Genomic DNA, 26,971 nt, shown 5'->3' on the forward strand with positions numbered 1-26,971 from the left:
ACACGGCGCCCGACCGGCGCAGACAGACGAACAGGAGACTAATATGCGGCTTCTCATCGTTGGCACATTGAAGGGCCAGCTTACGACCGCCACCAAGATCGCGATGGACAATGGCGCCTCCGTCACCCACGCGGAGGATGCCGAACAGGCGATGCGGGTGCTGCGCGGCGGCAAGGGCGCCGACCTCTTGCTGGTCGATGTCGGGCTCGACATCCGCGATCTGGTGATGCGGCTGGAAGTCGAACACATTCACGTGCCGATCGTCGCCTGCGGCATCTCCAGCGACGCCCGCGCCGCGGTGGCTGCGATCCACGCCGGCGCCAAGGAATACATCCCGCTGCCGCCGGATCCGGAACTGATCGCAGCCGTGCTTGCTGCCGTCGCCAATGATTCCCGTGATCTGGTCTATCGCGACGAAGCGATGGCGAAGGTCATCAAGCTGGCGCAGCAGATCGCGGGCTCGGATGCTTCGGTGATGGTCACCGGCGAATCCGGCACCGGCAAGGAAGTGCTGGCGCGCTATGTCCACACCCGCTCCAACCGCGCCAAGAAGCCGTTCATCAGCATCAATTGCGCCGCGATCCCCGAGCATCTGCTGGAATCCGAATTGTTCGGCCACGAAAAGGGCGCCTTCACCGGCGCGGTGGCGCGCCGCATCGGCAAGTTCGAGGAAGCCACCGGCGGTACGCTGCTGCTCGACGAAATTTCGGAAATGGACGTGCGGCTGCAATCCAAATTGCTGCGCGCGATCCAGGAGCGCGTGATCGATCGGGTCGGCGGCGTCCGCCCGGTGCCGGTCGACATCCGCATCATCGCGACTTCGAACCGCAACCTCGCCGACGCGGTGCGCGAAGGCTCGTTCCGCGAGGATCTCTTGTTCCGCCTCAACGTCGTCAACCTGAAGATTCCGCCGTTGCGCGATCGTCCGGCCGACATTATCGAACTGGCGCAGCATTTCGTGAAGAAATACGCCGACGCCAACGGCGTGCCGGTGCGGCCGATTTCCGCCGAGGCCAAGCGGGTGCTGACCACCAACCGCTGGCGCGGCAACGTCCGCGAACTGGAAAACACCATCCATCGCTCGGTGCTGATGGCGCAAGGCGACGAGATCGGCGCCGACGCGATCTTGAGCCCGGACGGCGATCGCCTCGACCTCACCCGGACCGCGCCGGCGGTGGCGCACGCCACCTTCGCCGCCGAACAGGTCACCCGCGCTTTGGTCGGGCGCACCGTCGCCGATGTCGAGCGCGATTTGATCCTGGAAACCCTCAAACATTGCCTCGGCAATCGCACCCACGCCGCCAACATCCTCGGCATCTCGATCCGCACCTTGCGCAACAAGCTCAACGAATACGCCGACGGCGGCCTTCCGATCACCCCCGCCGGCGCCGGCGAACATCAGCGTTTTGCCGCGGCGGGGTAAGGGGAGCGGACAGTTTTCGTCGTCCCGGCCTTGTAGCGGAAGGCGTCCGCTCTTCACCCTCCCCTGGAGGGGAGGGTCGCTTGCGCTTGCAAGCGGGGTGGGGTGGCGACGCTGCGGATAGCGATGGCTGACGCTCCACTCGGAGTTACTCCACCCCACCCCGTCTCACATTTCGCTACGCTCAATATGAGCCGACCCTCCCCCTCCAGGGGAGGGTAAGAAAAACATAACTCCGCATTCTCGCGACGGCATCCGCCCGAGGTTTGCAAATTCATCGCCCCCCAAAAAATAGAGGGCGCAGGCGACCCTCAAGAGAGGGCGCAGGAAAGACCGGGTGCGCGCTGCACCCGCGGTCTCATGTGCAAAGGTAGAAAAAAACGCACATGAGCATACAGGTTCAGCGGAAGCAGTCCGGCCTTCCCTGCGCAATGGCTTTACGGCTTATATCGTGCTCTCCCCGGCGAGACCTGGCTTGTTTGTCACCGTCACCCCTCAAGAAGCGTGAGCTTCTCAGGAATTTGACACCTGCCATCGGGGCGTCAGGACCACACGACTTTGCCGTACGCGTTAGCGCCGTTCGTCAAAAGCGCATCCGCGTCCACCGCTCCCCGCCCCAACGTCAGTGACGATGGCCAACGCCCCCTCTCTCGGGACGGGATGGCAAGGAATAAGCAGGTGATTTGGGTCAAGAGTCAAGGACAATTTCGGAAAATCAGAAACGCCGTGGAGGCGAGCGATATCCCAGGCATTTCGGTAGTCCCGCATAGCGCAAGTGCTGCTGCGGGCTACTTGCCAACCCGTAGCATGGATGGAGCCAACGGGTCCGGCCTTTGGCCGGCCCGATGATAAACTCCGCGATGCCCATCAATCGCGATTCATGACTATGCTGCAAAAGCGAGATTGCGGCTTTCCCCAAATAGGAGGCGACCTTGAAGAAGGCAATGATATTGATTGGCGCGTTGCTATGGGTTCATCCAGCAGCCGCGGAGCAGCCTCCGCTCTCTCCTGCCGGAGTGAAAACCCTGGCACCTGATGGTGCGATCAAGTCGACAGGCACCTGGAGTCTCGGCACGCGCGCGGGCGACTTCGTCTTCATCGCCGGAATGCGCGGTATCGATCCGAAAACGAACCTACAGGTCCAGGGTGACGAGGCGCGCATCCGTCAGGCCTTCCTCAATATGAAGCTGATAGCCGAATCCGAGGGAGCAACGCTACGGGATGCGGTTCGCCTCGTCGTCTATGTCACGGACATGTATCGCTTCCGTCCGCTCGTGAACAAGATCCAGCAGGAGCTGTGGGGCGCCGGTCCCTATCCGCCGCGCACAATCATCGAAGTCCATCGGTTGAACGAGGACGATATTTGCGAGGTCGAAGGCACTTTCTATGCACCAGGCAGGAAATAGCCGGCAGGTTCGAAAAGCTTCGGTCCACAAGGCAAGCAGCTCTGGATGCAACACGATGCACGGCGGCGACGGCTTTCGCGAAGCGCTCAACCCATCCCGCGGACCCGACCTTTCGCTCGCTTGCAAAGCCGTTCCTGTTCTTGCGCGAGCACTCGCCAGGCGGCTTCCATCCGTGTGAACGCGCGCCTGGTTTCGTCGTCTCCGGCCTGTCCAGCCAGAAACGCGCAGTCGTTGGCGTTTGCACGATATTTGGTAGCTAAATTCATGCCCTCAAAATGGCCCGCAAGGCCCACGTTGCAACGGGATGAACCGATGAAATGTTTGTAAGGTCGGACGCGCAGTCGGATCGGTTGAGCTCTTCGAAACCGATCAAATCACAGGCTTGACGGTGATGGGTTTCGCGAAAAGTTCAACCTCTCCTGCTCCCTGTTATTCGCCAACGAACGAACCTGTTGTAGCAGGTCTTGTACGGCCCGAAGCTCTCTGGCAGACCGTGCCATGGTGCGCCGGACCGCAATATCCGGGAAGATACCGTCGAAGACACGTCGGTCGTTGACCCTGGGCACGCCGCGCGGCTTGTTCGGAAGGAACGGCCTGATGGCTGTCCACTCACAGAGGACCGTAGGGTGGGTTAGCCGTAGGCGTAACCCACCATTTTCGGCGAATGGAAAGATGGTGGATTATGGCTGCGCCTAACCCACCCAACGAGCTTTAACCCAAAGCCGACGTTCGGCTCGCTTAGTCTTTTGTGGGTGAATAGACGGTGAAGGCGACCTCAAAACCGAGGGCTGCCATCGCTTCGAGCGTCTTTGCTGATATAGCAAATTCTGCGGCATGAGGCTTGGCGCCCGTCTGTATTCCGATATTTGCCCTTCGATATTTCAACCGGCTCCAAACCTTCTTCGCGTCCGGCGGAAGTGCCTCAATCAATCTGATGACTTCCAACATAGTTGTGTCGAGAGACGTATAGTCTTCCGCCAACTCTATCGATGCATCGATGTCGATGTGGCTGAGAACGACGACTGAGGGTTCGACCATTTTTAGGAAGCCCGCCACGTCGTCACTATCGCCACGAAGATCAATGTCAACGTTGAGGAAATCAGTAGAAGCTGCACTCATCACGATGGTCGGGCGGTCTAATTCAGCAAGCTCTTTCTTCAAAGCCTCCCAACCGTGAGCCAACACGACTGTGCTCAGGATGCCGCGAAGGGAAAATTTGACATCAAAAATCTCGCCCGTTTCACCTTCAAGCGTGAAGTCGATTTTTGGGTCCTCCTTCGTTGGAGCATCACCGCTCATGCTTCGGCCCATCACAATCGTCGGCAATCGCGTTCGCATTGTCATGTTGGCTTTCTTATGCAGCGTGTTGAATGACCTAAATCGCACTTTACGAGAATATGGGCCAGAGCAGAGCCGGACAATCCCGCGTCGATTTCAGCTTCTGGCACCTTTCGGACCCGAGGCGATGTCCGGTTTGCGTCTGCAATACGCGGGATAGCGGACGTGGGTCGAAGGCGTAACCCACCGTTTTGGGTGCGCGGAAAAATGGTGGGTTACGGCTGCGCCTAACCCACCCTACGAGCTGGTACTCAAATGATGCGCGGAACGACCAACGTCTAAGAATAATCCGGTGCGTCCGGCTTGCGGAACATGTGGATCGGATCGCCGGGCTGCAGCGGCTTCCCGGTGAACGCCACATAGGCGTACAGCGCGAGATAGCCGATCGCCAGCGCGCCGACGGCGTAAAGCATCCAGACCGCAAAGCGCTTCATTGTAAAACCTGATACGGCGACGGCGATTTATGCCCGCGCTCCACGGCGCGGTCTCCCGTCTTCCGAGGGTTCTTGTCAAGGCCCTGCAGTCTTTGGGGATGTGGAGCGCCGCAGCATCTGGAAGAGGATGGCGCCGCCATGCCGGGTGATTTCTCCCAAGGCGATTTTTCCCACCGCCGCCGGCCGAATTTCAATTGCCTGTCGCAACTTTCTGATGTTATTGGTGTCCAAACAACCGGAGAGCGATAATGGCACTGTATGCGCAGACGAGCGGCCCCTTGGCGACAAACTCCGGTTCTTTCGTACCGATTCCCGGCCTGAGCATCCCCCTTCCCATCGGCGTGGACACGCTGGCGATGGTGGTCCTCAACGTGCCCAATCCCTATGCCACTGGGAACGATTTCCCCGGGGGGACCTTCGGCATCGCCGTCAACGGCCAGGTTTCGTCCGTGCAGGCGACCTTTACCTACAACGAGCAGAATCCTCAAAGCACGGGCCGCGTACCGACAACACTCGTGGTCGGCGTTCCCCTGGCGAATAACCCGCAAACCGTCACCGGTGTGTGGTTCGGCGTGCGCGGCAGCACCGTTCACCTCGACACTCCTGCGACGCTCAGCTCGACCATCTGAGGTTACAGCGGGATTGATTGAATCGGCCGCGACTTCCCTTCACCCCTCCCGCCCAACTCGGGTCTACCCGACTTGGGCATCATATTGATCGAAGTCGGATATATCCGACTTCGATTGGGAGAGGTCGGTGCCAACGGGTCGCGCGAATGCTCGCCCGATGACAAGCTCCGCGCCGGGTGAGGGGTTAAGACCTCTCGTTTGGTTTAAGAGCCCTCACCCGATTTGCGCCGGACGATGCTTCGCATCGCCGGGGGCAAATCGACCTCTCCCCGCCGGGGAGAGGTGAAGTGAAGCGCCCGCGGATAGCCCCGGCTCAATCTAATCTCACCCGCTATAATCGCGACCAAGCTACCCGCGCGCGGACGCGAGCGGCAGGCTGACTTCGGCGAGTTTGGCCGCGTCCTCATCCTGATCGACGGCGACATAGCGGCCCTGCCAATAGGCCAGCGCCGCGGTATGCCCCGAGGTCTGGATGTCCAGCACGCGCCCGATCACGATGGCATGGGAGTGCCGCTCGACGATATCCTCGACCTGGCAGTCGATCGCCGCCAACGCGCCGGCCAGCAGCGGCACGCCGGAGATCCGCGTGGTCCATTGCGCACCCGTAAAACGATCGGCGCCCTTCAGGCCGCCCTTGCCGGTAAACCGTTCGGCGACATCAAGCTGATTGGCGGCGAGGATGTTGACCCCGAAGAAGCCCAGACGCCGGAGGATCGGCCAGGAGGAGGATTCGCGGTTGATGCTCACGATCAGCGTCGGCGGATCGACCGACAGCGACGAGACCGACGTGACCGTCATGCCGGTGATGTCCTTGCCCTGCCCGACCGTAATCACGCTGACGCCGCCGGTGAGATGACGCATGGCGCCGCGAAACTCATCCGGGGCAATATCGGCGAGGGTGAGATGGCGGACGGCGGAGTTCATGGCGGCCTCATCATTCCAAGTTGTTTGTTTCAGGCCTGTTGAAACCAAGCCTGTTGTTTCCAAAGCCTATTCATCGGTCGTTTGCAGGAGATCGCGCAGGATCGAGCCTTCCAGCGCCGCCAGATCGGCCGAGCCGCGGCGCCGGGGACGCGCGATGTCGACATTGATATCGTGCGCGATGCGCCCTTCCTCGATCACCAGCACCCGATCGGCCAGCGCGACCGCTTCCGACACGTCATGCGTGACCAGGATCGCGGTGAACGCCTGATCGCGCCACACCTGCCCCAGCATCCGCTGCATCGAAATGCGGGTCAGCGCATCGAGCGCGCCGAGCGGTTCGTCGAAAGCGAGAATGCGCGGCTGGCTGACCAAAGCGCGCGCCAGCGCCACGCGCTGTTTCTGTCCGCCCGACAGCACCGCCGGCCAATCGCCGCGCTTCTCATCGAGACCGACCTCGGCGAGCGCCTTGGCGGCACGTGATTGCGCGTCCGGCGATCCGCGATCGCGGCCCAGGCCGACCTCGACGTTCGACAGCACCCGCGCCCACGGCAGCAAGCGCGGCTCCTGGAACATGACGCGGACGTCTTCAGGCCGGGTTTCTTCGCCGAAGCTGATGCTGCCGGCGTCGATCTTCTCGAGGCCCGCGATCAAGCGCAAAAGCGTGCTCTTGCCGCAGCCGCTGCGGCCGACGATCGCCACGAACTGGCCGGCCGGAATGTGCAGGTCGATGCCGCGCAGCACCTCGTTGCTGCCGAACGACTTGCGCAAGCCTCGAATGGTCAGCGGCAGCCCGCGATGCGGCGCATCGTCCGAGCCGTCACGCGCCAGCCGCGCTTGCTCGATGAAATCGGGATGATCCACGGCTTCGGCCTCAGGACCGAGAAAACGAAGGGCTTGCTGCATCTGTCTCTCGCTTGATTTCTGCGGTTATTTCTGGAAGGCCGGGTGCCAGGACAGCGTCAGCCGCTCCAGCGCGCGTGAGGCGCTGTCGGCCAGCTTTCCGAGCAACGCGTAGATCAGGATGCTGAGCACCACGACATCGATCTGCATGAACTCGCGCGCCTGCATCGCCATGTAGCCAAGGCCGGACGAGGCCGCGATGGTCTCCGCCACGATCAGCGTCAACCACATGATGCCGAGCGCGAAACGCAGGCCGACGAAGATCGATGGCAACGCGCCGGGAAAGATCACCCGGCGAAACAGTTCGCCGTCCCTCATGCCGTAGATGCGTCCCATCTCGATCAGCTGCGGGTCGACGGTGCGGATGCCATGCAGCGTGTTGAGATAGATCGGGAAGAACACGCCGAGCGCGACCAGGAACAATTTTGCCGACTCGTCGATCCCGAACCAGAGGATGACCAGCGGGATCAACGCCAGATGCGGAATGTTGCGCACCATCTGCAGCGTGGTGTCGGTTAATTTGCTGGAGAGCTGCGACAGCCCGTTGGCAAGCCCAAAGGCAAAACCGATGCCGCCGCCGATGACAAAGCCGACGCTGGCGCGCCAGAAGCTGACCCAGATGTTGCGTTCGAGTTCGCCTGAAAGCAGCAGCTTCCATCCCGCCACCGCGACATCCGACGGCGCCGGCAGCACCCGCGACGACACGAAGCCGGTGACACAGGCGATCTGCCAGAGCAGCAGAATAGCCAGCGGCACGATCCACTGGATCAGGCCGTCGGGGCGCGGCAACCGCCAGCTGCGGACGCGCGGAAGAACTTCGATCAAACTCATGATTGCGAGGCCTTTATCAGCGGGCGGTGTTCGTTGGCGATGGTTTCGCCAAACGGACCGGTATTGACTCGAAGCTGCTTCACATTGCCTGGCTCGGTCAGCGACAGCAGCGGGAACACCAGTTCGGCGAAGCGATAGGCTTCTTCCAGATGCGGATAGCCGGACAAGATGAAGGTATCGATGCCGACGTCCTGATACTCCTTGATGCGCGCCGCCACGGTCTCGGGGTCGCCGACCAGCGCGGTCCCCGCGCCGCCGCGCACCAAGCCGACGCCGGCCCACAGATTGGGGCTGATCTCGAGCTTGTCGCGACGCCCGTCGTGCAGTTGCAGCATGCGCTGCTGGCCGACCGAATCCATCCGCGAGAAGATCTTCTGCGCCGAAGCGATGGTGTCGTCGGTGACGTGCTTGATCAGGTCGTCGGCGGCCTTCCAGGCCTCCTCATTGGTCTCGCGCACGATCACATGCAGCCGGATTCCGAACGAGAGTTTTCGGCCACGCGCCGAGGCTGCCGCCTTGACCTTGTTGACCTTCTCGGCCACCGCCGCCGGCGGCTCGCCCCAGGTGAGATATTTGTCGACGGTATCAACCGCGACATCGATGCCGGCGTCCGACGAGCCGCCGAAGTACAGCGGCGGCCGCGGCGACTGCACCGGATTGAACAGCAGCCGGCCGTCCTCGATCTGGATGTGCTTGCCCTCGACATTGACGGTCTTGCCGGCCAAGAGATCGCTGTAGACGTTGAGGAACTCGCGGGTCAGCGCGTAGCGCTCGTTGTGATCGAGGAAGATGCCGTCGCCCTTGTTCTCGACCGGATCGCCGCCGGTGACGACGTTGATCAAAAGCCGGCCGTTGGTGACGCGATCGAGCGTCGCGGTCATCCGCGCCGCCACCGTCGGCGATTGCAGGCCGGGGCGAACCGCGACCAGATAGCGCAGCCGCTCGGTCCAGGGTGCGACCGCGGACGCGACGACCCAGGAATCCTCGCAGCTTCGTCCAGTCGGCAACAGCACGCCGTAATAGCCGAGCTGGTCGGCGGCCTGCGCGATCTGGCGCAGGTAATTGAAATTGACGTCGCGCCCGCCGGTGGTGGTGCCGAGATAATGGCCGTCACCATGGGTCGGCAGGAACCAGAGGATGTTGGCGGCTGACTCGGCCTGTGGGGAAACGAGTTTTGTCATGATCAGGATCCCGGCTTGCGTTGAAGATCGGACACCGTGATTGCTTTCGGCAGCAGGCCGAGGCCGAGGAAAGTGTCGGCGATACGTTGCTGGCTGGCGATGACGTCGTTGCTGATCGGCAAGATCCCGTAGGCCTCCCGCCTGAGCGATACCGCGAGCACCGATGCGGGCAATCCGACCGACGGGCTCAATTGCTCGGCGACAGCATCGATGTTGTTCTTGGCCCAATCGTCGGCCTCGTTGAGCGCATCGAGGAACACGTCGACCGCTTTGGCGTCATGGGTCAAGAAATTCTTCGAGGTGAAATAGAACTGATAGTTGGCGACCAATTCGGTGCCGTCGGCGAGAACACGTGCGCCGGTCGAGGCTTCCGCCGCGGCCTCATAGGGATCCCAGATCACCCACGCATCGACCGATCCGCTGCTGAACGCCGCGAGCGCGTCCGATGGCGCGAGAAATACCGGCTGGATATCGGTATATTTCAGGCCCGCCTTTTCCAGCGCCTTGACCAGCAGGTAATGAACGTTGGAGCCCTTGTTGAGCGCAACCTTCTTGCCTTTGAGATCGGCGACGGATTTAAGCGCGCTGTCCTTGGGTACCAGGATCGCCTCGCCCTGCGGCGCCGGCGGATCGTAGGCCAGATAGACCAGCGGTGCGCCGGCCGCCTGCGCGAAGATCGGCGGCGTTTCGCCCGTAACGCCAAAGTCGATGGCACCGACATTCAACGCTTCCAGCAGCGGCGGACCCGACGGAAATTCCGTCCATACCACCTTATAACCGAGTGGCTTGAGCTTTTCTTCGAGCGAGCCCTTGCCCTTGAGCAGCACCAGCTTGCCGTATTTCTGGAAGCCGACGCGCACGGTCTTGTCCTGCCCGTAGCTGGCGCCGACGCCGACCAAAGCCGTGGTCATCGACAACACCGCGACCGCAATTATTTTTTTGAACAAACGCATCGTCTTATCCTCATTGAATGAAAAATGACCGGCTCAGGTCGCGGCCTGCTTCCAGACCGCGTCGCGAATTGCGATTGGCTTGGGAATCAGCCCGAGCTTCTGGAACCGGTCGGCAACGGCTTGCTGCGTGGCGATGATCTCAGGGGTGATCGGGCCGATCGCGAAGGACGCGCGATTGGCCGCGACGGTCTGGATTTCGAGCGGCACGCCGGTCACCGCGGCGAGCGATGCCGCGACGCTGTCGCGATGCGCCTCGGCCCACCGCGCCGCCTCAGCCAGACCATCGATGATTTCACGGGTTTCCTGCGCATGCAGGTTCGCGAAGTCGCGGTTCGCCAGATAAAACGAATTGGTCTTGGCGACTTCGGAAGCGTTGACCAGAATTCGGCCCTGCTGCCGCTTCTCGCCGATCGCGAAATACGGATCCCAGATCGCCCACGCGTCAATGCTGCCATTGGCGAAAGCAGGTCCCGCATCGGGCGGGGACAAATAAACCGGTGTAATGTCCTGATAGGTCAGGCCGGCTTTTTCCAGCGCCGCGATCAGGACGTTGTGCGCGCTGGTGCCTTTTGCAACACCGACGCGCCTGCCCTTCAGGTCGGCCAGGTTGCGAATTCCGGAATCGGCCGAGACCAGGATGCCCTGCCCGTTGGTAATGGGCGAACCCGCCACATAGAGGATGTTCGCGTTGGCGGCTTGCGCGAAAATCGGCGGCGTGTCGCCCACCGCGCCGAGATCGACGCTACCGGTGCTCATGGCTTCCATCATGGGAGGGCCCGAGCTGAACTCAACCCACTTCACGGCGATCCCCCGCCCGGCAAAATGCTTCTCCAGCACTTCCTGCTGCCGCGCGATCACCAGCACGCCGGTCTTTTGATAACCGATGCGGATTTCCTTGAGGGAAGCCTGTTCCTTAACAGCCGCCTGCGCATTCACCTGCCGCGACACCACGGCAACCGCCGCGGTTCCAATCGACCATTTGAGGAATTCCCGGCGCTTCATCACGATCTCCAGACGGAATGCCGCCGACATCGTGCATGCATTCGAACTCAGGAAATGATGATGGTGCTGCGCCCGCAATGTGTCGAGTGCCCTGCAAAAATAGCAATAATCGTGCTACTAGGTGGACCGCTGACGATGGGTTTGTTGCCGGATTGCGATCTTCAGCGGCGCATTTTTCTTGACGTTGCCGGCACGCAAACTGGTTAATCATGGCGTGAGCCGTCGGGCTCATTTCATGGCACAAAAGTCGAACTCTGCCTCAAGCTTTGGCAACGCGGTCGGCCATCACAGATAGTTTCCAAGGGTCGAGCATTGTGCAGAAGATTATTGTCGTCAGAATCGCCGGCAACAGGCGATCCTTCTTCGGCCTCAGCCGCGACGCCCGGAATCGGCTCCAACGGCAGAAAATCCGCGGCTGCGGACGGCTAACAATCAAAGACGGTTTATGACAGACTAGACACAGTATTTCGCAAGGACCTTGAACTACCAAGCCCCGATCCCGCAGCCGAGTTCATCATGCCCGCACCCAAGCCGCCCGCTTTCGAGACCCTCAGCCTGCATGCCGGGCAACATCCCGACCCCGTGACCGGCGCACGCGCCGTCCCGATCTATCAAACCACGTCCTACGTGTTCCAGGATTCCGAGCACGCCGCGGCGTTGTTCAACCTCGAACGCGCCGGCCACATCTACACCCGGATTTCGAATCCTACGACCGCCGTGCTCGAAGAGCGCCTCGCCGCGCTGGAAAACGGCGTCGGCGCGATCTGCACCGCGAGCGGCATGGCAGCACTTCATCTGGCGATCGCAACCTTGCTGAACGCCGGCGACCACATCGTCGCCTCGGCCTCGCTCTATGGCGGCACCATCAATCTCCTGGCGCATACGCTGCCGCGCTTCGGCATCACTACGACATTCGTCAAGCCGCGCGCGCTCGATGAGTTCCGCGGCAGCATCCGTCCCAACACCCGCCTCGTCATCGGCGAGACCATCGGCAATCCAGGCCTCGAAGTGCTGGATATCCCGGAAGTCGCGGCGATCGCGCATGCCGCCAAAATCCCGCTGCTGATCGACAACACTTTTGCGACGCCCTATCTGAGCCGGCCGATCGAGCTCGGCGCCGATCTGGTGATGCATTCGGCGACCAAATGGATCGGCGGCCACGGCATCGCGATCGGCGGCGCGATCATCGATGGCGGGCGGTTCGACTGGCGCGCGTCGGGCAAGTTCCCGGTGCTGACCGAACCCTATGCCGGCTATCACGGCATCGTCTTCGACGAGCAATTCGGCACCGCCGCCTTCATCATGCGGGCGCGCACTGAAGGTTTGCGCGATTTCGGCGCGTGCCTGTCGCCGACCAATGCCTTTCAACTGTTGCAGGGCGTTGAGACGCTTGGCATTCGCATGGATCGCCACCTCGCCAATACGCAATCGGTGCTGGAGGCCCTCGCCGCGAACAAGGCGGTCGACTGGGTGCTGCACCCCTCGCTGGAAAATCATCCCGACCATGCGCTGGCGAAACGGCTGTTGCCGCGCGGCGCCGGCTCGATCGTCAGCTTCGGCATCAAGGGCGGACGGCCCGCCGGCAAGAAGTTCATCGAGAGCTTGCGGATGATTAGCCATCTCGCCAATGTCGGCGACGCCAAGACGCTGGTGATTCATCCGGCATCGACCACGCACCAGCAGATGGATGCAGCCCAGCTCAAGACCGCGGGCATCGGCGAAGAGCTGGTGCGGCTGTCGGTCGGTATCGAGACCGCCGCCGATATCATCGACGATCTCGGCCAGGCGCTTCGTATTTCGCAGAAGGCTTGAGCCATGCTTCTCCATGTGAACGGCACCGAGATTTTCGCCGCCACCGGCGGCCGCGAATTCGATCCCAGTTTGCCCGCGATCGTGCTGCTGCACGGCGCCGGCTTCGATCACACGACCTGGGCGCTGCACACCCGCTGGTTTGCGCATCACGGCTTTGCGGTGCTGGCGCCGGATCTGCCCGGCCATGGGCGCTCGGCGGGCGATCCACTATCCACCATCGCCGACATGGCGGACTGGACCGCGGCGCTGATCGCGGCCGCGGGCGCGACAAGTGCGCGGCTGGTCGGCCATTCCATGGGATCGCTGATTGCGCTGGAGACTGCGGCGCGGCATCCGTCAAAGGTCTCGGGCCTGAGCCTGATCGGAACGGCGGCGACCATGACGGTCGGGCCTGATCTGTTGCGCGCGGCCGAAGCCAATGATCAGGCCGCGATCGACATGGTCTCGATCTGGGGACTGGGTTTTCAGGCCGAACTCGGCGGCAGCCTGGCGCCCGGCCTGTGGATGCATTCCGGCGCCCAGCGCGTGCTCGAACAATGCCGGCCCGGCGTGCTGTACAACGATCTTGCCGCCTGCAACGCCTACCAGGGCGCGCTCGCGGCAGCCACGACGATCACCGTGCCGGCAACCTTGATCCTCGGCGAACGCGACATGATGACCCCTGCGAAAGCCGGCAAGGCGCTTGCGGCTGCGATCCCGCATGCCAAGACCATCGTGCTGCCGGGCGCCGGTCACATGATGATGGTCGAACGCCCCGACGAACTGCTCGCGGCGCTACAGGGCTGAGGTACGCCGTTCTAGAGCTTGATGATTATTGATTGAATCGGTCGCGATTTCCCTTCACCTCTCCCGTTGGGAGAGGTCGGCGCGTAGCGCCGGGTGAGGGGTTAGAGCCTCTCGTTTGGTATAAGGGCCCTCACCCGATTTGCTTCGCAAATCGACCTCTCCCCAACGGGACCCCGTCGCTAGATCTTGATCGGCACGAAATGATTGAGGCCGATCAGGATCACCAACAGCACGATTCCGAGGCCGAGGCTCCAGCCGATCAGCTTCTTCTCGATCGGCAGCAGAGGTTCGACCTCCGCCGTGGCGAGTTCATTCCTGAGGTCCGGTTGCGACATCGCGTATTCCTTCTAAAAACATTCAGCTCGCGAGCGGCGGCTTGAAGCCGCTGAAGAACAGCCAGGAGATCAGGAGCCCGACCCAGATCACAAATCCGAACAGGCTGACGAAATACACCGCGGCCAGTTTGCCAAAGCCCTGTTGCCACAGCTTGCGGAAATCCGAGAGCACGCCGATCGAAAAGAACGTCAGGATGAAGAAGATTACGCGGAACACGTTGGCTTCGCCCGCCGCGGCCGGCAACGCCTTCGCGATCTCCGGCGTCGATCCGACCGCCAGCCACAGCGACACCGCGAACACGAAGATGAAGCCGAGGATGAATTTCGGGAAACGCTGCCAGATTTCCGACGGCTTTGCCCGGTCCGGCCCCTTGTCGATGTGATTGGTCCAGATGTAGCCGAGGATGAACGCCCAGATCCCGATGAAGATATCGATGAAGATTTTGACGGTGGTCGTGGTCGCGAGAATCCAGCCCGGCTGATAGTGGATGCCTTCCGCCGCCGCCTTCGCCATAATCAAGGACTCGGTGATGCCGCCGCCGGCCACCGCCGCGCCATCGGTCTTGATCGCAAGGCCGATCCAGGCGCCTGCCACCAGCGGCTCCTGCCACAGAAAGGTCTGGGCCAGGAACGGCAGGATCAGGATTTCAATGACGGCGAACACCACCACCAGCGAGGACACCAGCACCGGCACCGCGGGCCGCGCCCGGATCGCGCCGCCGGTTGCGATCGCGGCTGCGACGCCGCAGATCGAAATGCCGGACGCCAGCGGCACCGACCATTCGCGGCTGAAGCCGAACCATTTGCGCGAGATGTAATAGATGATGGACCAGTAGATCAGATAGGCCTCGACGATCGCCGCGGCGCCGCGCAGCAGCAGCGACGACGCAAGGTTGAGCCGCGCCGCCGCGGTCACCGCGACGGTAGCGCCGAGAATCACGATCGCGATCTTGATATAGAGCTCCGGCCGGATCGCTTCTTTCAGCCAATCGGCGAGCCTTGGAAAGAAGTTGGCGATGATCAGCCCGGCCAGCAGTGCGACGACAAAGCCGCCTTCATTGGTCAATTTAAGCGACCACGCGATGCCGAATTTCTGCTGCTCGGCCGGCGTCACCGCGGCGATATGGGCATAGCTGCCGAGAATCCAGCTCGCATAGGCGAAGGCAAACACCGCCGTGAAGGCGATGGCGAATTTCCTGGCGTCGGCGCCCAGCGTGGTCACGCCGAGGCTCAACACGATCACCAGCGCGGCATAAGTAGCGATCAGCGCGCCGCCGCCGCCGAGCCCGGCATAGGCCTTGGCGATCGGGCTTAGCGCCGTCGTCACATCGGTATAGACCGAGGTGGTGACCGCCCAGCCCAAAAGATCGGTTCCGGCAATGCTGAAAAGCGATGCGGCGAAAACCAACAGGCCGATCACCAGCGCGAGCCAGTCCTCATTCAACCGCGCCTTCAGAGCGATGGGCTCTGAACGTTCAACCGCAATATCCGACATCCGACGTCCCCGACGCTTCCGAACAGAAGCCTGCTAGATCGCGCGCCCGGCAAGCAGCCGACGCCCCCACATCGAATATGACGGCGAAATAACGGCAGCCGCAATCTCACAGAATTCTTTTGTTGATCGCGCGCAGGCAACAGCGTTCTCGCAAACCACGATGGCGTAGAAGGAATGACTTTTGTTGAAGCGTCGACCTCGCATTCGTCATTGCGAGGAGCGCAGCGACGAAGCAATCCAGTCTTTCTTGCGGCCTGGATTGCTTCGCTTCGCTCGCAATGACGAACGAGAGAATCGGCCTAGTCGACTCAAACTCCTCAGACTCATCCTGAGAGCCTCTGAAGCTATCTCTGACGTCATCCTGAGGTGCGAGCTCTTGCGAGCCTCGAAGGATGGCTGCAAGCACCGAGCTGAACACCATCCTTCGAGACGCGGCGAAGACGCCGCTCCTCAGGATGACGGTCGAGCCAGTAACCACAAGCAAGAACTGGATTGCTTCGCTTCGCTCGCAATGACGACCTGAGGCGCCGCGGTCGCCCTAAAGCCCCGTTCCCTTACCGATGGCCTCCGAAAACGAACGGTCGACGATATCGGCCGCATTCAGTTTCTGCTTGATCAGGCCGGCGCGGAAATACAGGTCGATGGTCTGCTGCTCGCCGGCGACCACGCTGTCGTCGATCGGGGCGACGTGGATTTTCGCCCGGCTCAGCCAGTTCAGTGGCACCGCCGGCGGGATGTTCATCAGCTTGCCCCAGGTTTCGGCGTAAGCGCCGACATTCGACAGTGACCAGGCGCGGGCCGCCGTGAGGCGGCGGAGGAAATCTTCCAGTTCCGGCCGCTTGTCGCGGATCGCATCGGGCGAGGCAACCTGAAAGCCCAGTCCGGGCGTAATGCCTTCAGCCGTGATCACGCGCACCGACCGAAACAATACTTCTTCCTGGCTGACATACGGCTCCCAGGTCGACCAAGCATCGACGGAACCCTGCGTGTACGCCACCTTGGCATCCGACGGCGCCAGGAACACGATCTGCACATCGCTCGGAGACCATCCTTTCGCTTCCAGCGCTGCCAGAATCAACTGATGCCCGATCGAGCCCCGACCGGTGGCGATCTTCTTTCCCCTCAGATCCTCAAAGCTGTGAATTTTGGAATCGCGCGGCACCAGGATTGCGAGACCGTCCCGACTCTGGCGAATGGTGCCGATGGCTTTGACCGGGACGTTAGCCGCCGCGGCAAAGGTAAAGGGCGCGTCGCCAACCAATCCGGTATCGATCGCGCCGGCGCCGAGCGCCTCCAGCAACGGCGCTGCCGCCGGAAATTCCTTCCACTCGATCTTGTACGGCACATCCTTCAGCACGCCCGCCGCCTGCATGACGGCCTGGGAATTTCCCTTCTGGTCGCCGACGCGCAACGTCGTCTGGGCGCTCGTGGAGGCCATCGCGCTCAGCAAGACGCCCGCAATAAGCAGGGAACGCATCATTCCGCCGCGACGCTTCGGGCGGCGCCACGTTCGGCGATCAGCTTGCGGGTCCGCGGAATCAATTCGCGACCATATTCGATGGCGTCGATCAAGGGATCGAAGCCACGGATCAGGAAATGGCTGACGCCGAGATCGTAATAATCGCCGAACACTTCGGCGATCTGTTCGGGCGTTCCGACCAGAGCGGTGGTGTTGCTGTTGGCGCCGGTGAGCTTGGCGATTTCGGTCCACAGCCGCTTGTCGATCCGGGTGCCCTGTTCGGCCAGCGCCAGCAGCCGGCGCGCGCCGGCGGTGGCGTGGCCGTCGGCGGGTTTGCGGTAGCCGGTCTTGTCTTGCAGTGCGGTGGCTTGCGCCAGGATAGCCTCAGCCTTGGCCCAGGCCTTTTCCTCGGTGTCGGCGAGGATCGGCCGGATCGAGAGGCTGAAGCGCGGCGCCGGCCGGCCGTGCTTGGCGGCCGCGGCCCTGACACGCGACGTCACATCGCGCACCTGCGCGTAGGATTCGCCCCACAGCGCGAACGTATCGGCGTGCTTGCCGGCGACCTCGATCGCGGCGTCCGAGGCGCCACCGACAAAAATCGGGATGCCTTCGCTGCGATACGGCTTGATCTGCGAAAAGCCGTTTTCAACCTTGTAATATTTGCCGTTATAGGAAAACGGTTTTGTGCTGCTCCATTCCGAACGCACGATATCCAGGAATTCATCGGTGCGGGCGTAGCGCTCGTCCTTGTCGTCGATGACGTTGCCGTCCTGCTTCAATTCGGTGGCGTTGCCGCCGGTGATCACATGCAGCGCGACCCGGCCGCCGGACAATTGATCGACGGTCGCCAACTGACGCGCGATCAAGGTCGGCGCGGTAAAGCCCGGACGCTGCGCGATCAAGACATTCAGTCGGTCGGTGACGCCGAGCACATGCTGGCCGATCTGCAAGCCATCCGGCGTGGTGGAATGAAATGCCAGCAGCGCGCGGTCGAACCCGGCGTTTTCGTGGGCCTTCGCTACCGTCTCGATATGATGGCGATCGAGAATGGGTCCCTGCCGCACGACGGTTTCGGATGAATTGTTGTTGCTGATGTAGCCGATGAATTCCACTGACATCGGATCACTCCCTGTTGAATTCCAGAAAATTTCAAATGCCGAGCGCGAGCCGCCCGGCCGTGACGCGCGTCGCGTCGTCCTGTGGCGTATGAACCCGGCCGCATAGCACATCGCGATAGTGCCGTTCCAGCGGATTGGCGCGGGTCAGCCCGTGATTGCTGGTCAGTGACAAAGCGTCCTCGACCACCGCGATGGCATTGTTGGTCACCGTCAGCTTGATGATGTTGGATTCCGATGCGCTCAACAGCACGCCATCGTCGAAATCCCCAGCGAAGCTGTCGATCAGGCGGGCGTTGACGGCGAGACGCGCCTCAATGCCGCCGACGATCTCCTGCGCGCGCGGCAGCGTTGCCAACGACGCGCCGAGATTGGACGGCACACGGTTTTTCAGAAAATCGACCAGCCAGTCCCGCGCGGCCCGCGCGATGCCGTCATAGATCGCGGCGACGAAGATCGCGTGAACGGTGGCTTGGGTGAAATCCGGCACCCGCCAGTCGTCCGGCTTGCGAACGTCGATTTCGTGATCGAGCGGAAACACCACGTCGTCGAAGATCACGTCATGGCTGCCGCTGGCGCGTAAGCCCAGATGATCCCAGGTCTCGACGATGCGCGTGCCCGGCAGTCCTGCGGGAACCAGGAACAGGCCGACGCGCGCCACGGGCTCGTCGGTTCTCGCCCACACCGCGTACCATTTCAGGATTGGCGCGCCGGTCGAATAGATCTTGCGGCCGGTCAGCCGCCATCCGGTCTCGGTCTTGCGCACGATCGTGGCCGGCAACCCGCCGCGCGACGGCGAACCCAGATCAGGCTCGACCCGCAGCGCGTTGATCAGCGCCACGCCTGCGATGGTTTCGCCGGCCAGCTTGCGCGCAAGCCGCGCCGGCCAGCGCGTGCTTTTCGCCATCACCAGATGCTGGATGTAATGCATCGACAGCACCAAAGCGGTCGACGGATCGGCTTTTCCGAAGATGCCGAGGATCCGCGCCGTATCGAGCGCGCTGGCGCCATGGCCGCCCAGCGCCGTCGGCACGGTCAGCGCCAGCAGTCCCGCCTCGGAAAGCTCCTTGAAATTCTCGAATGGAAAACTGGCGTCGCGGTCATGCTTCGCCGCCCGCGCCGCGAATTCGCTGGCCAGTAGCCTGGCGCATTCGAACGGGACCGGCGTGGCATCCAGCGTCTTGCGTACCGAACCGCTATTCGCGCTCACCATGTTGCGTCCAATCCAAGCAGGCCAAGGATCTCGTGGCGCAGTTCGACCAGCTTTGGATCGCCGCGGTGCCGGGGATAGGGACGGTCCACGGCAATGTCGGCCTTGATCCGCGCCGGGCGATCACTGAACACGATGACGCGATTGGCGAGAAACACCGCCTCCTCGACATCATGGGTCACCAGCAGCGTGGTGAATCCGCTGCGCTGCCAAAGAGCGGCGATTTCCGCTTGCATGGTAATACGCGTCAGCGAATCGAGCTTGCCGAGCGGCTCGTCGAGAATCAGGATTCGAGGGTCGTTGACCAGCGCGCGCGCCAGCGCGACCCGCTGCGCCATGCCGCCGGAGAGCTGATGCGGATAGGCATTGCGAAAGGTCGAGAGACCGACAAGGTCGATCGCCGCATCGACGCGGTGACGCTGCTGCTTCAGAATGCCCTGGGCTTCCGGGCCGAGCGCGACGTTGTGCCAGACGGTCCGCCACGGCAACAGCGTCGGATCCTGAAACACCACGACCCGCGATGGGAACGGCCCGGCGATCGGATCACCATCCTCGCGCAAGATGCCCGCGCGCGGCGGCTCGAGTCCGGCGACCAGGCGCAGCAAGGTCGACTTTCCGCACCCGGACGGGCCGAGCAAGGCGACGAATTCGCTCGCCTTGACGCTGAAGCTGACGTTGTCCAGTACCGGCAGCACGGCGCCGTCGATATCGAAGGCATGACTGACGGCTTCGACATCGAGCGAAGCCCCGGCAGCGGCCGGCAGCTCCTGTTCCGCAATCGCGAGCGCTACCATTTGACGACGCCTTTTTGCCAGACCAGCAAGCGGTCGCGTGTCTTGAACAACAGTGTGATCGCACCCGAGCACAACAGCGACATCACGATCAGCGCGGCATACATGTTGGCGTAAGCCGCCCAGCCCTGCGCCCATTGCAGGTACCAGCCGAGCCCGGCCTTGACGCCGATCATTTCGGCCACGACCAGAACGGCAAAGGACGAGCCGAGCCCCATGAACAGGCCGACGAAGACGTGCGGCAGCGCCGCCGGGATCGCGACCTTGAGCACCAGGAACGAAGGCTTTGCGCCGAGCGTCCGCGCCACATCGTAATAGGCGTTACTGACGCTGGCGACGCCGGACCAGGTCAACACCGTGACCGGAAACGCGGTCGCCAGCGCGATCAGGAACGTGCTCGCGCTCCAGCTCGAGGGAAACGTGAAGAAGGCGAACGGCAGCCATGCGGTGGCCGGCAGCGGCCCGATGAAGCGCAGGATGGGATGAACCCAATAGCCGACGCTGCGCGACCATCCGATCGACACGCCGGTCAGGAAGCCTGCCGCAGCCCCGATCGCATAACCACCGAGCTGAAGCTTGACCGAGGCCCAAACGCTGACCAGCAGCTTGGGTAGATCATCGGTGTAGACTTCGATGATGGCCTGCGGTGGCGGAAAGAACGGCAGCGGCAACCAGGCAAATTTCGCGGTCGCAACTTCCCACAGCGTGAAGAACAGTCCGAGCGCCAGCAACCACGGCGCGCGCAATTGCAGGCCCTTGCCAAAGCGGCCAAGCCGCAGCGCGTTTGGCGCAGCAACCAGGATGCCGGCTGCGATCACGAACGCCGCGATCGCCAGCTCATGGGTTCGCGACCAGTCGCCGAGGTCTTCCCACAACAGGCAGGAAAGACCGAACCCTATCCAGGCCAGGCTTGCGAATATCGCGGGCCCGCTTGCCCATAACGACGCCGGCAACGCCAGCGGCCGCGCTGCAAGGATTGCGCCCTCGTCCGCGGACTGCGCCAGTTCGGCCGTCCTAGACGCCGTTGAGGACATCGACATAGATTCGCTCCGCAAACTTCGCTGTGTCCGTAGAGGGCTTGAAAACGGACACCAGTTTCAGGTCGTCCGCATAGGCCTTCAGTTCCTGCTTGAGCACCGCGCCCACCGGATGGTGATGGTGGGTGTGATACCTGACCATCGCTTGCAGATCGGCCAGGCTGGCGTTCTTCGGCGCGTAGGGCTGGAACGACGCCGCGGCCTGGTCGGGATTCTGCGCGGTGAACATCGCGGCATCGAGCAATGCCTGGGTGATGGCGCGCGCCACCAGCGGCTCCTCACGCACCAGGCCGCCGCGCAGTCCGACGATGCAGCAGCTCTTGTCCTTGTATTCACCGTCGAGATTGGACGCGACTTCCTTGTAAGCGCTGTCCTTTAGCCAGAGATAAGCCAGCGGATCGGAAACGAGGGCCGCATGAGCTTCGCCCTTCTCGACCGCGAGCTGCAGCAGATTGCCGGGAAAAGGCCGCCAATCGACTTCGGCGTTCGGATCGATGCCTTGCTTGGCGAGCTGGATCGAAAAGAAATTCTTGTCGGGACCGGCGAGATCGCCGACCGCGACGACCTTTCCCTTGAGGTCGGCCAGTTTGTCGACGCCCGAATTCACGCGGGACAAAACACGCATGCAACCGCCATGGGTGCCGGCGGCGATCTTGACGTCAAAGCCCTGCTCCAGCGGCTTCAGCCAGCGCAACGCCATGCCGAGGCCGGCATCGGATTTGCCGGTGGCGATGGCTTCCAGCAGTTGATCGGTCGAGCCGCTGTAATTGACCAGCTCGACGTCGAGATTCTGCTTCTGGAAGAAGCCGTGATCGATCGCGACCGGAAGCGGCGTGAGGCACACCGCGCCGGCATTCCAGGATAGTTTGAGCTTCCGCGGCGCTCCCGTCAGCGCGGGCGCATCGGACGAGGTCTTGCAGATCGGAAATTCCGAGAAATCGATCCTGGGCGGAGCGACGGGAAAGGCCTTGGCGCCAAACACACCCAGCGGTGCGGCGAACGCGGCGGCGGCGCCGGCTTGCAGCATGGTGCGGCGATTCAGTAAATCGTTACGTTTGGTGTCTTTCGACATCTCGTTCTCCAGCTTTGAGGCGACACGAGATCACTCCGGCGCGACAACGCCGCGGCCCGGCAGTCTCTCCGTTACACTCGGTGAACCCGGTTCAATCCCCGCGAGCTTGCTGCCCATACTTTGTTGAAACGGTGCACGAATGATGCGTGGCAACAACGCCATCGTCAATGAAATGGAATTTTGAATGTAAAAGCCAATGGAGAGATTATCTCCACAATCATCTCATCACGCGATGCAACGATTTTTGCATCCCCGGTAAAATTGAATCGATCTCGTCCGCATCGGCCTGCCCGATTAGCGGGCATTTTTCTGCCAAGCAGGGCAACGTTCTTCCGTGGCTTCGCTATCGAGACGATCGTTGCCTGGCAGTTCGAATATTCAGTGAGCCATTTCATTGACTGCCATTCGGCCGCTCGTAGGTTCAGAGCATCGCAACACATCATCTCCTCACATCGCAAAATCGGAAGAGACGCCCCGTATGAACAGAATTGGACACGAATCTGAAACGCACACATGGCTTCGCCATGCCGGCACTGCGCTGTTCGGAGTCCTGATGGGCGTTTCGCTCACGGCATCGGCGCTGGCGTCGGATGTCGTGACATTGCGCGTCGGCGATCAGAAGGGCGGCAATCGCTCGCTGCTCGAAATCGCAGGCCTGGCCAAGGATCTTCCCTACAAGATCGAATGGTCGGAGTTTCCCGCGGCCGCACCGATCCTTGAAGCGCTGAACGCGGGCGCGCTGGATTTCGGTTACACCGGCGATCTGGCCTTCCTGACCGTCTATGCCGCGGGCGCGCCGATCAAGGCGATTGGCGGCACCCGCTCCGACGCGCGGACCCAGGCCATTTTGGTGCGGCAGGACTCGCCGATCAAAACCATCGCCGATTTGAAGGGCAAGCGACTGGCCGGGACGCGCGGCGGCTGGGGCCAGTTCCTGATCGACGCCACGCTGGAGAAGGCAGGCGGCGGAATCAACGATGCGACCTTCGCGCCGCTGGGCCCGGTGGACGCCAAGATCGCGCTGCTCGCCGGCTCGATCGACGGCTGGGCGGTGTGGGAGCCCTATGTCTCCTACGCGACGCTGAAGGATAACGCGCGGGTCGTTGCCGATGGCGAGGGCCTGACGCCGACCATCACCTTCTATGTCGCCTCCGACCAGGCGATCGCCACCAAGCGCGCCGCGCTACAGGATCTGGTGCAGCGGCTCAACCGGGCGCGGCTATGGTCGCTCGATCATGTCGCCGACTACGCCAAGGCCACCGCCGAGCTGACAAAACTTCCCGAAGACGTGCTGCTCAGCGCCTATACCGCGCAGCACACCGACGGGATCGCGATCGATGCCGGCGTGGTCAAGGAGATTCAACAAGCCTCCGACCGCGCGACGCGATACGGCATCCTTGCGAAAACACTCGACGTCGAAAAGGCGGTGGATCGCAGCTTTACGGCCGCGGCGGGATCGAACTGAAGCAGGGTGACTGAGTTCGTCATTGCGAGCCACCGGGTCGCGCGAATGCGCGCCCGATGACAGGCTCCGCGAAGCAATCCAGAGCAACCAAGCAAGGCTGGATTGCTTCGTCGCTTCGCTCCTCGCAATGACGAACAAAAAAGCTCGATTCTACCCCGCTGCTGCGACCGCGGGCTTGGCGACGCTGACCGCGAGTTTGCCGTAGCGATCGGTAAACGCGTCAGTGTCGATCTCCTCGAGCTGGATCGCACCGCTCATGACGCCGGCTTTCCACGCTTCGTGCTCGGGGTCGTGCCGGAATTCCGGCATCACTTCCCTGGCGAACAGCTCGAGCGAATCGCAGATATGCTCGTGGCTGTTCTTGCCGGCCTGGTTGAGCAGGATCACCTGATCGATATGCGAGCTCCTGAACCGCCGCAATTTTTTAGCGATGGTTTCCGGTGATCCGATCAGGCCACCGCGCAACGCGGCCTCCTGCGCCTCGGGGTTTTCGCGCTTCCATTTGTTGTACTCGTCCCACATGTTGACGGTGCCGGGCGCCGGACGCGCCCTGTTCTGGCCCTGCCCGTAATAGCGCAGCGCGAACTGGAAGAAGGTGGCGCCGTCGGCGCGCGCCCGCGCCTCCTCATCGGTTTTGGCGCACATGAAGAACGACACCAGCGCCATGTTCGGATTGATCTGGTAATCGGCGAGCTTGTTCAGCCGCTTGGTGATCGCGTTGTAATAGGCGTGCACCCAGGCGTGCGCGGCGTCGGCGCTGACGAACTGGAAGCCGAGCGCGCCAAAACCATGCTGGCCGGCGCGCTCGATGGTCGGCAATTGCGAGCACGCCATCCACAACGGCGGATGCGGCTTCTGGACCGGCTTGGGCACCACATTGCGCAGCGGCATATCGAAATATTTGCCGTGATGTTCGCTGCCGCCGTCCTTGAACATCGGAAAGATCGCCCGGACCGCTTCCTCGAACACTTCCTTCTTGGTTTCCATGTCGCGGCCGAACGGCACCAGTTCGGTGATCGAGGCGCTCTCGCCCATGCCGAATTCGCAGCGGCCGTTGCTCAGGAGATCGAGCACCGCGACGCGTTCGGCGACCCGCGCCGGATGGTTGGTGGTGAGCTGGAAGATGCCGTGGCCGAGCCGGATCTGCTTGGTGCGCTGGCTGGCCGCGGCCAAAAAAGATTCCGGCGACGGCGAATGCGAATATTCCTCGAGGAAATGATGCTCGACCACCCAGGCATGATCATAGCCGCAGCGATCGGCGGTCTCCAGTTGCGTCAGCGCATCCTGGTAGAGCTTGAGCTCGCCGCCGGCCTCCCAAGGCCGCGGCAGTTGCAGCTCATAAAAAATGCCGAATTTCATGACGTCTCTCCCGTCTATTTTTTCAGGGAGTGTAGACCCCGCCGGTCGCAAGTCCAGTCAGGTCCGGTGGCTGACGCGGCGAGGCAATTCCGCCGTACGGAAGGCCGGCTTGCATGAAGCGCCCGAATGGTTAGCTTGTGCGTCGCCCGAGTCGCAGGCTTTATGCCCGCCTCGCCCCTCCGCCGAGACACCATGACAGCCCTCAGATGACCAGTTTTACGCCGCATCAGGATTCCGCGCTGAAGGCCGTCGCCGACTGGCTCAAGGCCAAGCCCGGCAGGAACGGCACGCCACCGGTGTTCCGGCTGTTCGGCTTCGCCGGAACCGGCAAGACCACGCTGGCCCGGCATATCGCCGACGGCGTCGATGGTGAGGTCAAATTCGCCGCCTTCACCGGCAAGGCCGCTCTGGTGATGCGCAACAAGGGCTGCGACAACGCCTCGACGATCCATTCGCTGATCTATCGCGCCAAGGAATCCGGCGTCGAGCAGCCGAGTTTCGAATTGTGGGACGACGCCCCGGCTTCCAAGGCAAAACTGATCGTGATCGATGAGTGCTCGATGGTGGATGCGGAATTGGGCCGCGACCTGATGTCGTTCGATTGTCCGCTGTTGGTGCTCGGCGATCCCGCGCAATTGCCGCCGATCCAGGGCGGCGGTTTCTTTACCGATTGCGAACCGGACAAGATGCTGACCGAAGTGCATCGCCAGGCGCAGGACGATCCGATCGTGCGGATGTCGATGGACGTGCGCGAGGGCCGCGAGCTCGACATCGGGCGCTACGGCGAGAGCGAAGTGGTGTCGCGCGCCGAACTCGATCCTGACAGGGTGATGAACGCCGATCAGGTGCTGGTCGGGCGCAACAACACGCGGCGTTCCTACAATATGCGGGTGCGGCAGAAGCAGAACATCGAGGATCCGTTGCCGGTGGCCGGCGACAAACTGGTTTGCCTGCGCAACAACCGCAAGAAGGGCCTGTTCAATGGCGGGCTGTGGCGGGTGAAATCGCGCGCGGCTTCGAAATCCAAGATCATCACCATGCGGCTGACGCCCGACGAAGACTTCGGGCACAAGGTGACAAAAGTCTCGGTGCGCGGCGACTGCTTTGGGGGCGCCATCGAGACCATCCCCTGGGAGCAGCGCAAGCCCTACGACGAATTCGACTACGGCTATGTGCTGACGGTGCACAAGTCACAGGGTTCGCAATGGGACGACGTGGTGCTATTCGACGAAAGCTTTGCCTTTCAGGACAGCCGCGCAAGATGGCTCTACACCGGGATCACGCGGGCGGCGAAACGGCTGAGCATCGTGGTGTGATCGTTTGCAGCGTCATCCTGAGGTGCGCGCTTTTTCTTGCGCGCCTCGAAGGATGGCCGCACGCACTGCGCTGAACACCATCCTTCGAGGCGCGCCGAAGATGGCGCGCACCTCAGGATGACGGCAGAGATGGCTTGACCGGCTCTGAGGAGCGGCGTCTACGCGCGCAAAAAGGCGCGCTCCTCTCCATGAGGCCGTCAGATCGACGCGAAATCGCCGTGCCGACCGCGGCCGGAGGCAAACCTCGCGGCGCCGGCGGCGCCCTCGCGATGATGGGCTTCGACGCCATTGGCCCATTCCCGCCGCATCCCCTCGCGCAACGATAGCCCATAGGTTTCGTGGACGGTGTTGCGATCGGCGCGCACCGCGGCCTGCGGAAAGCGTGCGATCTCCTGCGCCAGCGCCTCTGCCGCCGCACGTGCCTCGCCGGGCGCAACCACGCGCTCACACATGCCGATACGCAGCGCCTCGTCGGCGGCCACCTTGCGGCCGGTCATGATGATCTCGAGTGCGCGGCCCTGCCCGACCAGCCGCGGCAGGCGGACCGAACCGCCATCGAGCAGCGGAATTCCCCATCGGCGGCAGTACACGCCAAAATACGCGCTCGTGGCCAGCACGCGGCAATCGCACCACAGCGCCAGCTCCATACCGCCGGCAACCGCCGGTCCCTCAACCGCGGCAATCACCGGTTTCGAAAGCTC

Annotated in this window: 25 protein-coding genes and 1 pseudogene; 7 read left to right on the forward strand and 19 right to left on the reverse strand. The window is 62.4% G+C overall.

Annotation, left to right across the window (positions count from 1 at the left end):
* The first annotated feature begins 43 nt into the window (after nt 1–43).
* Together flbD and GSQ88_RS13735 are read left to right on the forward strand one after the other, a co-directional pair.
* Complete coding sequence (flbD, locus tag GSQ88_RS13730) at nt 44–1,423, forward strand: sigma-54-dependent transcriptional regulator FlbD (RefSeq protein WP_159008295.1); 1,380 nt, start codon at nt 44–46, stop codon at nt 1,421–1,423.
* Nucleotides 1,424–2,352: 929 nt separating this feature from the next.
* Nucleotides 2,353–2,826, forward strand: a complete 474-nt coding sequence (locus GSQ88_RS13735; protein WP_210253805.1) for a RidA family protein — start codon at nt 2,353–2,355, stop codon at nt 2,824–2,826.
* 424 nt (nt 2,827–3,250) lie between these two features.
* On the opposite strand, the pseudogene GSQ88_RS13740 reads toward GSQ88_RS13735, so the two are convergent.
* The 3 genes and pseudogenes from GSQ88_RS13740 to GSQ88_RS34960 all read right to left on the reverse strand — a co-directional run.
* Nucleotides 3,251–3,425 (reverse strand): annotated as a pseudogene (locus GSQ88_RS13740) (transposase); the annotation flags it as partial.
* A gap of 139 nt (nt 3,426–3,564) precedes the next feature.
* The gene (locus GSQ88_RS13745) at nt 3,565–4,170 is read right to left on the reverse strand and encodes a hypothetical protein (protein ID WP_159008296.1); all 606 of its coding nucleotides are present in this window, start codon (nt 4,168–4,170) and stop codon (nt 3,565–3,567) included.
* Nucleotides 4,171–4,442: 272 nt separating this feature from the next.
* Nucleotides 4,443–4,598 carry a hypothetical protein gene (locus tag GSQ88_RS34960; protein ID WP_174248006.1) on the reverse strand — a complete coding sequence of 52 codons (156 nt, stop codon included), beginning with the start codon at nt 4,596–4,598 and terminating at the stop codon, nt 4,443–4,445.
* A gap of 248 nt (nt 4,599–4,846) precedes the next feature.
* On the opposite strand from GSQ88_RS34960, the gene GSQ88_RS13750 reads away from it, so the two are divergent.
* Nucleotides 4,847–5,227, forward strand: a complete 381-nt coding sequence (locus GSQ88_RS13750; protein ID WP_159008297.1) for a hypothetical protein — start codon at nt 4,847–4,849, stop codon at nt 5,225–5,227.
* A gap of 348 nt (nt 5,228–5,575) precedes the next feature.
* On the opposite strand, the gene GSQ88_RS13755 is transcribed toward GSQ88_RS13750, so the two are convergent.
* The 6 genes from GSQ88_RS13755 to GSQ88_RS13780 all read right to left on the reverse strand — a co-directional run bounded on the left by GSQ88_RS13755 (nt 5,576) and on the right by GSQ88_RS13780 (nt 11,018).
* Nucleotides 5,576–6,151, reverse strand: a complete 576-nt coding sequence (locus GSQ88_RS13755) for a flavin reductase family protein (protein WP_159008298.1) — start codon at nt 6,149–6,151, stop codon at nt 5,576–5,578.
* Between the two features lie 66 nt (nt 6,152–6,217).
* A complete protein-coding gene (locus GSQ88_RS13760; RefSeq protein WP_159008299.1) occupies nt 6,218–7,054 on the reverse strand; it encodes an ATP-binding cassette domain-containing protein in 837 nt (278 codons plus the stop codon).
* 24 nt (nt 7,055–7,078) lie between these two features.
* A complete protein-coding gene (locus GSQ88_RS13765; RefSeq protein WP_159008300.1) occupies nt 7,079–7,882 on the reverse strand; it encodes an ABC transporter permease subunit in 804 nt (267 codons plus the stop codon).
* Nucleotides 7,879–9,063 (reverse strand): FMNH2-dependent alkanesulfonate monooxygenase, encoded by a 1,185-nt coding sequence (gene ssuD / locus GSQ88_RS13770; protein ID WP_159008301.1) that lies wholly within the window; start codon nt 9,061–9,063, stop codon nt 7,879–7,881. The genes GSQ88_RS13765 and ssuD overlap by 4 nt, the downstream gene beginning before the upstream one ends.
* 2 nt (nt 9,064–9,065) lie before the next feature.
* Complete coding sequence (locus tag GSQ88_RS13775; protein WP_159008302.1) at nt 9,066–10,016, reverse strand: sulfonate ABC transporter substrate-binding protein; 951 nt, start codon at nt 10,014–10,016, stop codon at nt 9,066–9,068.
* Nucleotides 10,017–10,049: 33 nt separating this feature from the next.
* Nucleotides 10,050–11,018, reverse strand: a complete 969-nt coding sequence (locus GSQ88_RS13780) for a sulfonate ABC transporter substrate-binding protein (protein ID WP_159008303.1) — start codon at nt 11,016–11,018, stop codon at nt 10,050–10,052.
* Between the two features lie 516 nt (nt 11,019–11,534).
* On the opposite strand from GSQ88_RS13780, the gene GSQ88_RS13785 reads away from it, so the two are divergent.
* A complete protein-coding gene (locus GSQ88_RS13785) occupies nt 11,535–12,830 on the forward strand; it encodes an O-acetylhomoserine aminocarboxypropyltransferase (protein WP_159008304.1) in 1,296 nt (431 codons plus the stop codon).
* A gap of 3 nt (nt 12,831–12,833) precedes the next feature.
* Nucleotides 12,834–13,616 (forward strand): alpha/beta fold hydrolase, encoded by a 783-nt coding sequence (locus GSQ88_RS13790; protein ID WP_159008305.1) that lies wholly within the window; start codon nt 12,834–12,836, stop codon nt 13,614–13,616.
* Between the two features lie 179 nt (nt 13,617–13,795).
* Here the strand turns inward: GSQ88_RS13790 and GSQ88_RS34965 are convergent, their stop codons facing one another.
* The 8 genes from GSQ88_RS34965 to GSQ88_RS13825 all read right to left on the reverse strand — a co-directional run bounded on the left by GSQ88_RS34965 (nt 13,796) and on the right by GSQ88_RS13825 (nt 22,130).
* Entirely contained in the window at nt 13,796–13,951 is a 156-nt protein-coding gene (locus GSQ88_RS34965; protein WP_174248007.1) for a hypothetical protein, read from the reverse strand.
* Between the two features lie 22 nt (nt 13,952–13,973).
* Nucleotides 13,974–15,395: a putative sulfate exporter family transporter gene (locus GSQ88_RS13795; RefSeq protein ID WP_159008306.1), complete on the reverse strand. Its 1,422-nt coding sequence runs from the start codon at nt 15,393–15,395 to the stop codon at nt 13,974–13,976.
* Between the two features lie 589 nt (nt 15,396–15,984).
* Nucleotides 15,985–16,926, reverse strand: coding sequence for an ABC transporter substrate-binding protein (locus GSQ88_RS13800; RefSeq protein ID WP_159008307.1), 942 nt, complete (start codon nt 16,924–16,926; stop codon nt 15,985–15,987).
* On the reverse strand, nt 16,923–18,023 hold the full coding sequence (locus GSQ88_RS13805) for an LLM class flavin-dependent oxidoreductase (RefSeq protein ID WP_159008308.1): 1,101 nt from the start codon (nt 18,021–18,023) through the stop codon (nt 16,923–16,925). Before GSQ88_RS13805 ends, GSQ88_RS13800 begins: the two co-directional genes overlap by 4 nt.
* Before the next feature lie 31 nt (nt 18,024–18,054).
* The gene (locus GSQ88_RS13810) at nt 18,055–19,197 is read right to left on the reverse strand and encodes an acyl-CoA dehydrogenase family protein (RefSeq protein WP_246735303.1); all 1,143 of its coding nucleotides are present in this window, start codon (nt 19,195–19,197) and stop codon (nt 18,055–18,057) included.
* 29 nt (nt 19,198–19,226) lie between these two features.
* Complete coding sequence (locus tag GSQ88_RS13815) at nt 19,227–20,024, reverse strand: ABC transporter ATP-binding protein (RefSeq protein WP_159008310.1); 798 nt, start codon at nt 20,022–20,024, stop codon at nt 19,227–19,229.
* Nucleotides 20,018–21,055 carry an ABC transporter permease subunit gene (locus GSQ88_RS13820; protein ID WP_159008375.1) on the reverse strand — a complete coding sequence of 346 codons (1,038 nt, stop codon included), beginning with the start codon at nt 21,053–21,055 and terminating at the stop codon, nt 20,018–20,020. Before GSQ88_RS13820 ends, GSQ88_RS13815 begins: the two co-directional genes overlap by 7 nt.
* Nucleotides 21,036–22,130: an ABC transporter substrate-binding protein gene (locus tag GSQ88_RS13825; RefSeq protein WP_159008311.1), complete on the reverse strand. Its 1,095-nt coding sequence runs from the start codon at nt 22,128–22,130 to the stop codon at nt 21,036–21,038. Before GSQ88_RS13825 ends, GSQ88_RS13820 begins: the two co-directional genes overlap by 20 nt.
* Nucleotides 22,131–22,683: 553 nt before the next feature.
* On the opposite strand from GSQ88_RS13825, the gene GSQ88_RS13830 reads away from it, so the two are divergent.
* The gene (locus GSQ88_RS13830) at nt 22,684–23,595 is read left to right on the forward strand and encodes an ABC transporter substrate-binding protein (protein ID WP_159008312.1); all 912 of its coding nucleotides are present in this window, start codon (nt 22,684–22,686) and stop codon (nt 23,593–23,595) included.
* Between the two features lie 150 nt (nt 23,596–23,745).
* Here the strand turns inward: GSQ88_RS13830 and GSQ88_RS13835 are convergent, their stop codons facing one another.
* A complete protein-coding gene (locus tag GSQ88_RS13835; protein WP_159008313.1) occupies nt 23,746–24,954 on the reverse strand; it encodes an LLM class flavin-dependent oxidoreductase in 1,209 nt (402 codons plus the stop codon).
* Between the two features lie 206 nt (nt 24,955–25,160).
* Here GSQ88_RS13835 and GSQ88_RS13840 point away from each other — a divergent pair, with 206 nt between their 5' ends.
* On the forward strand, nt 25,161–26,270 hold the full coding sequence (locus GSQ88_RS13840) for an ATP-dependent DNA helicase (protein WP_159008314.1): 1,110 nt from the start codon (nt 25,161–25,163) through the stop codon (nt 26,268–26,270).
* A 197-nt stretch (nt 26,271–26,467) separates the two neighbouring features.
* On the opposite strand, the gene GSQ88_RS13845 is transcribed toward GSQ88_RS13840, so the two are convergent.
* Nucleotides 26,468–26,971, reverse strand: a 504-nt coding sequence (locus GSQ88_RS13845) for an enoyl-CoA hydratase-related protein (protein ID WP_246735293.1), incomplete at its 5' end; no start/stop codon positions are given.

This window comes from Bradyrhizobium sp. S69, assembly GCF_009766005.1.
In the GTDB taxonomy this organism is placed as follows: Bacteria; Pseudomonadota; Alphaproteobacteria; order Rhizobiales; family Xanthobacteraceae; genus Bradyrhizobium.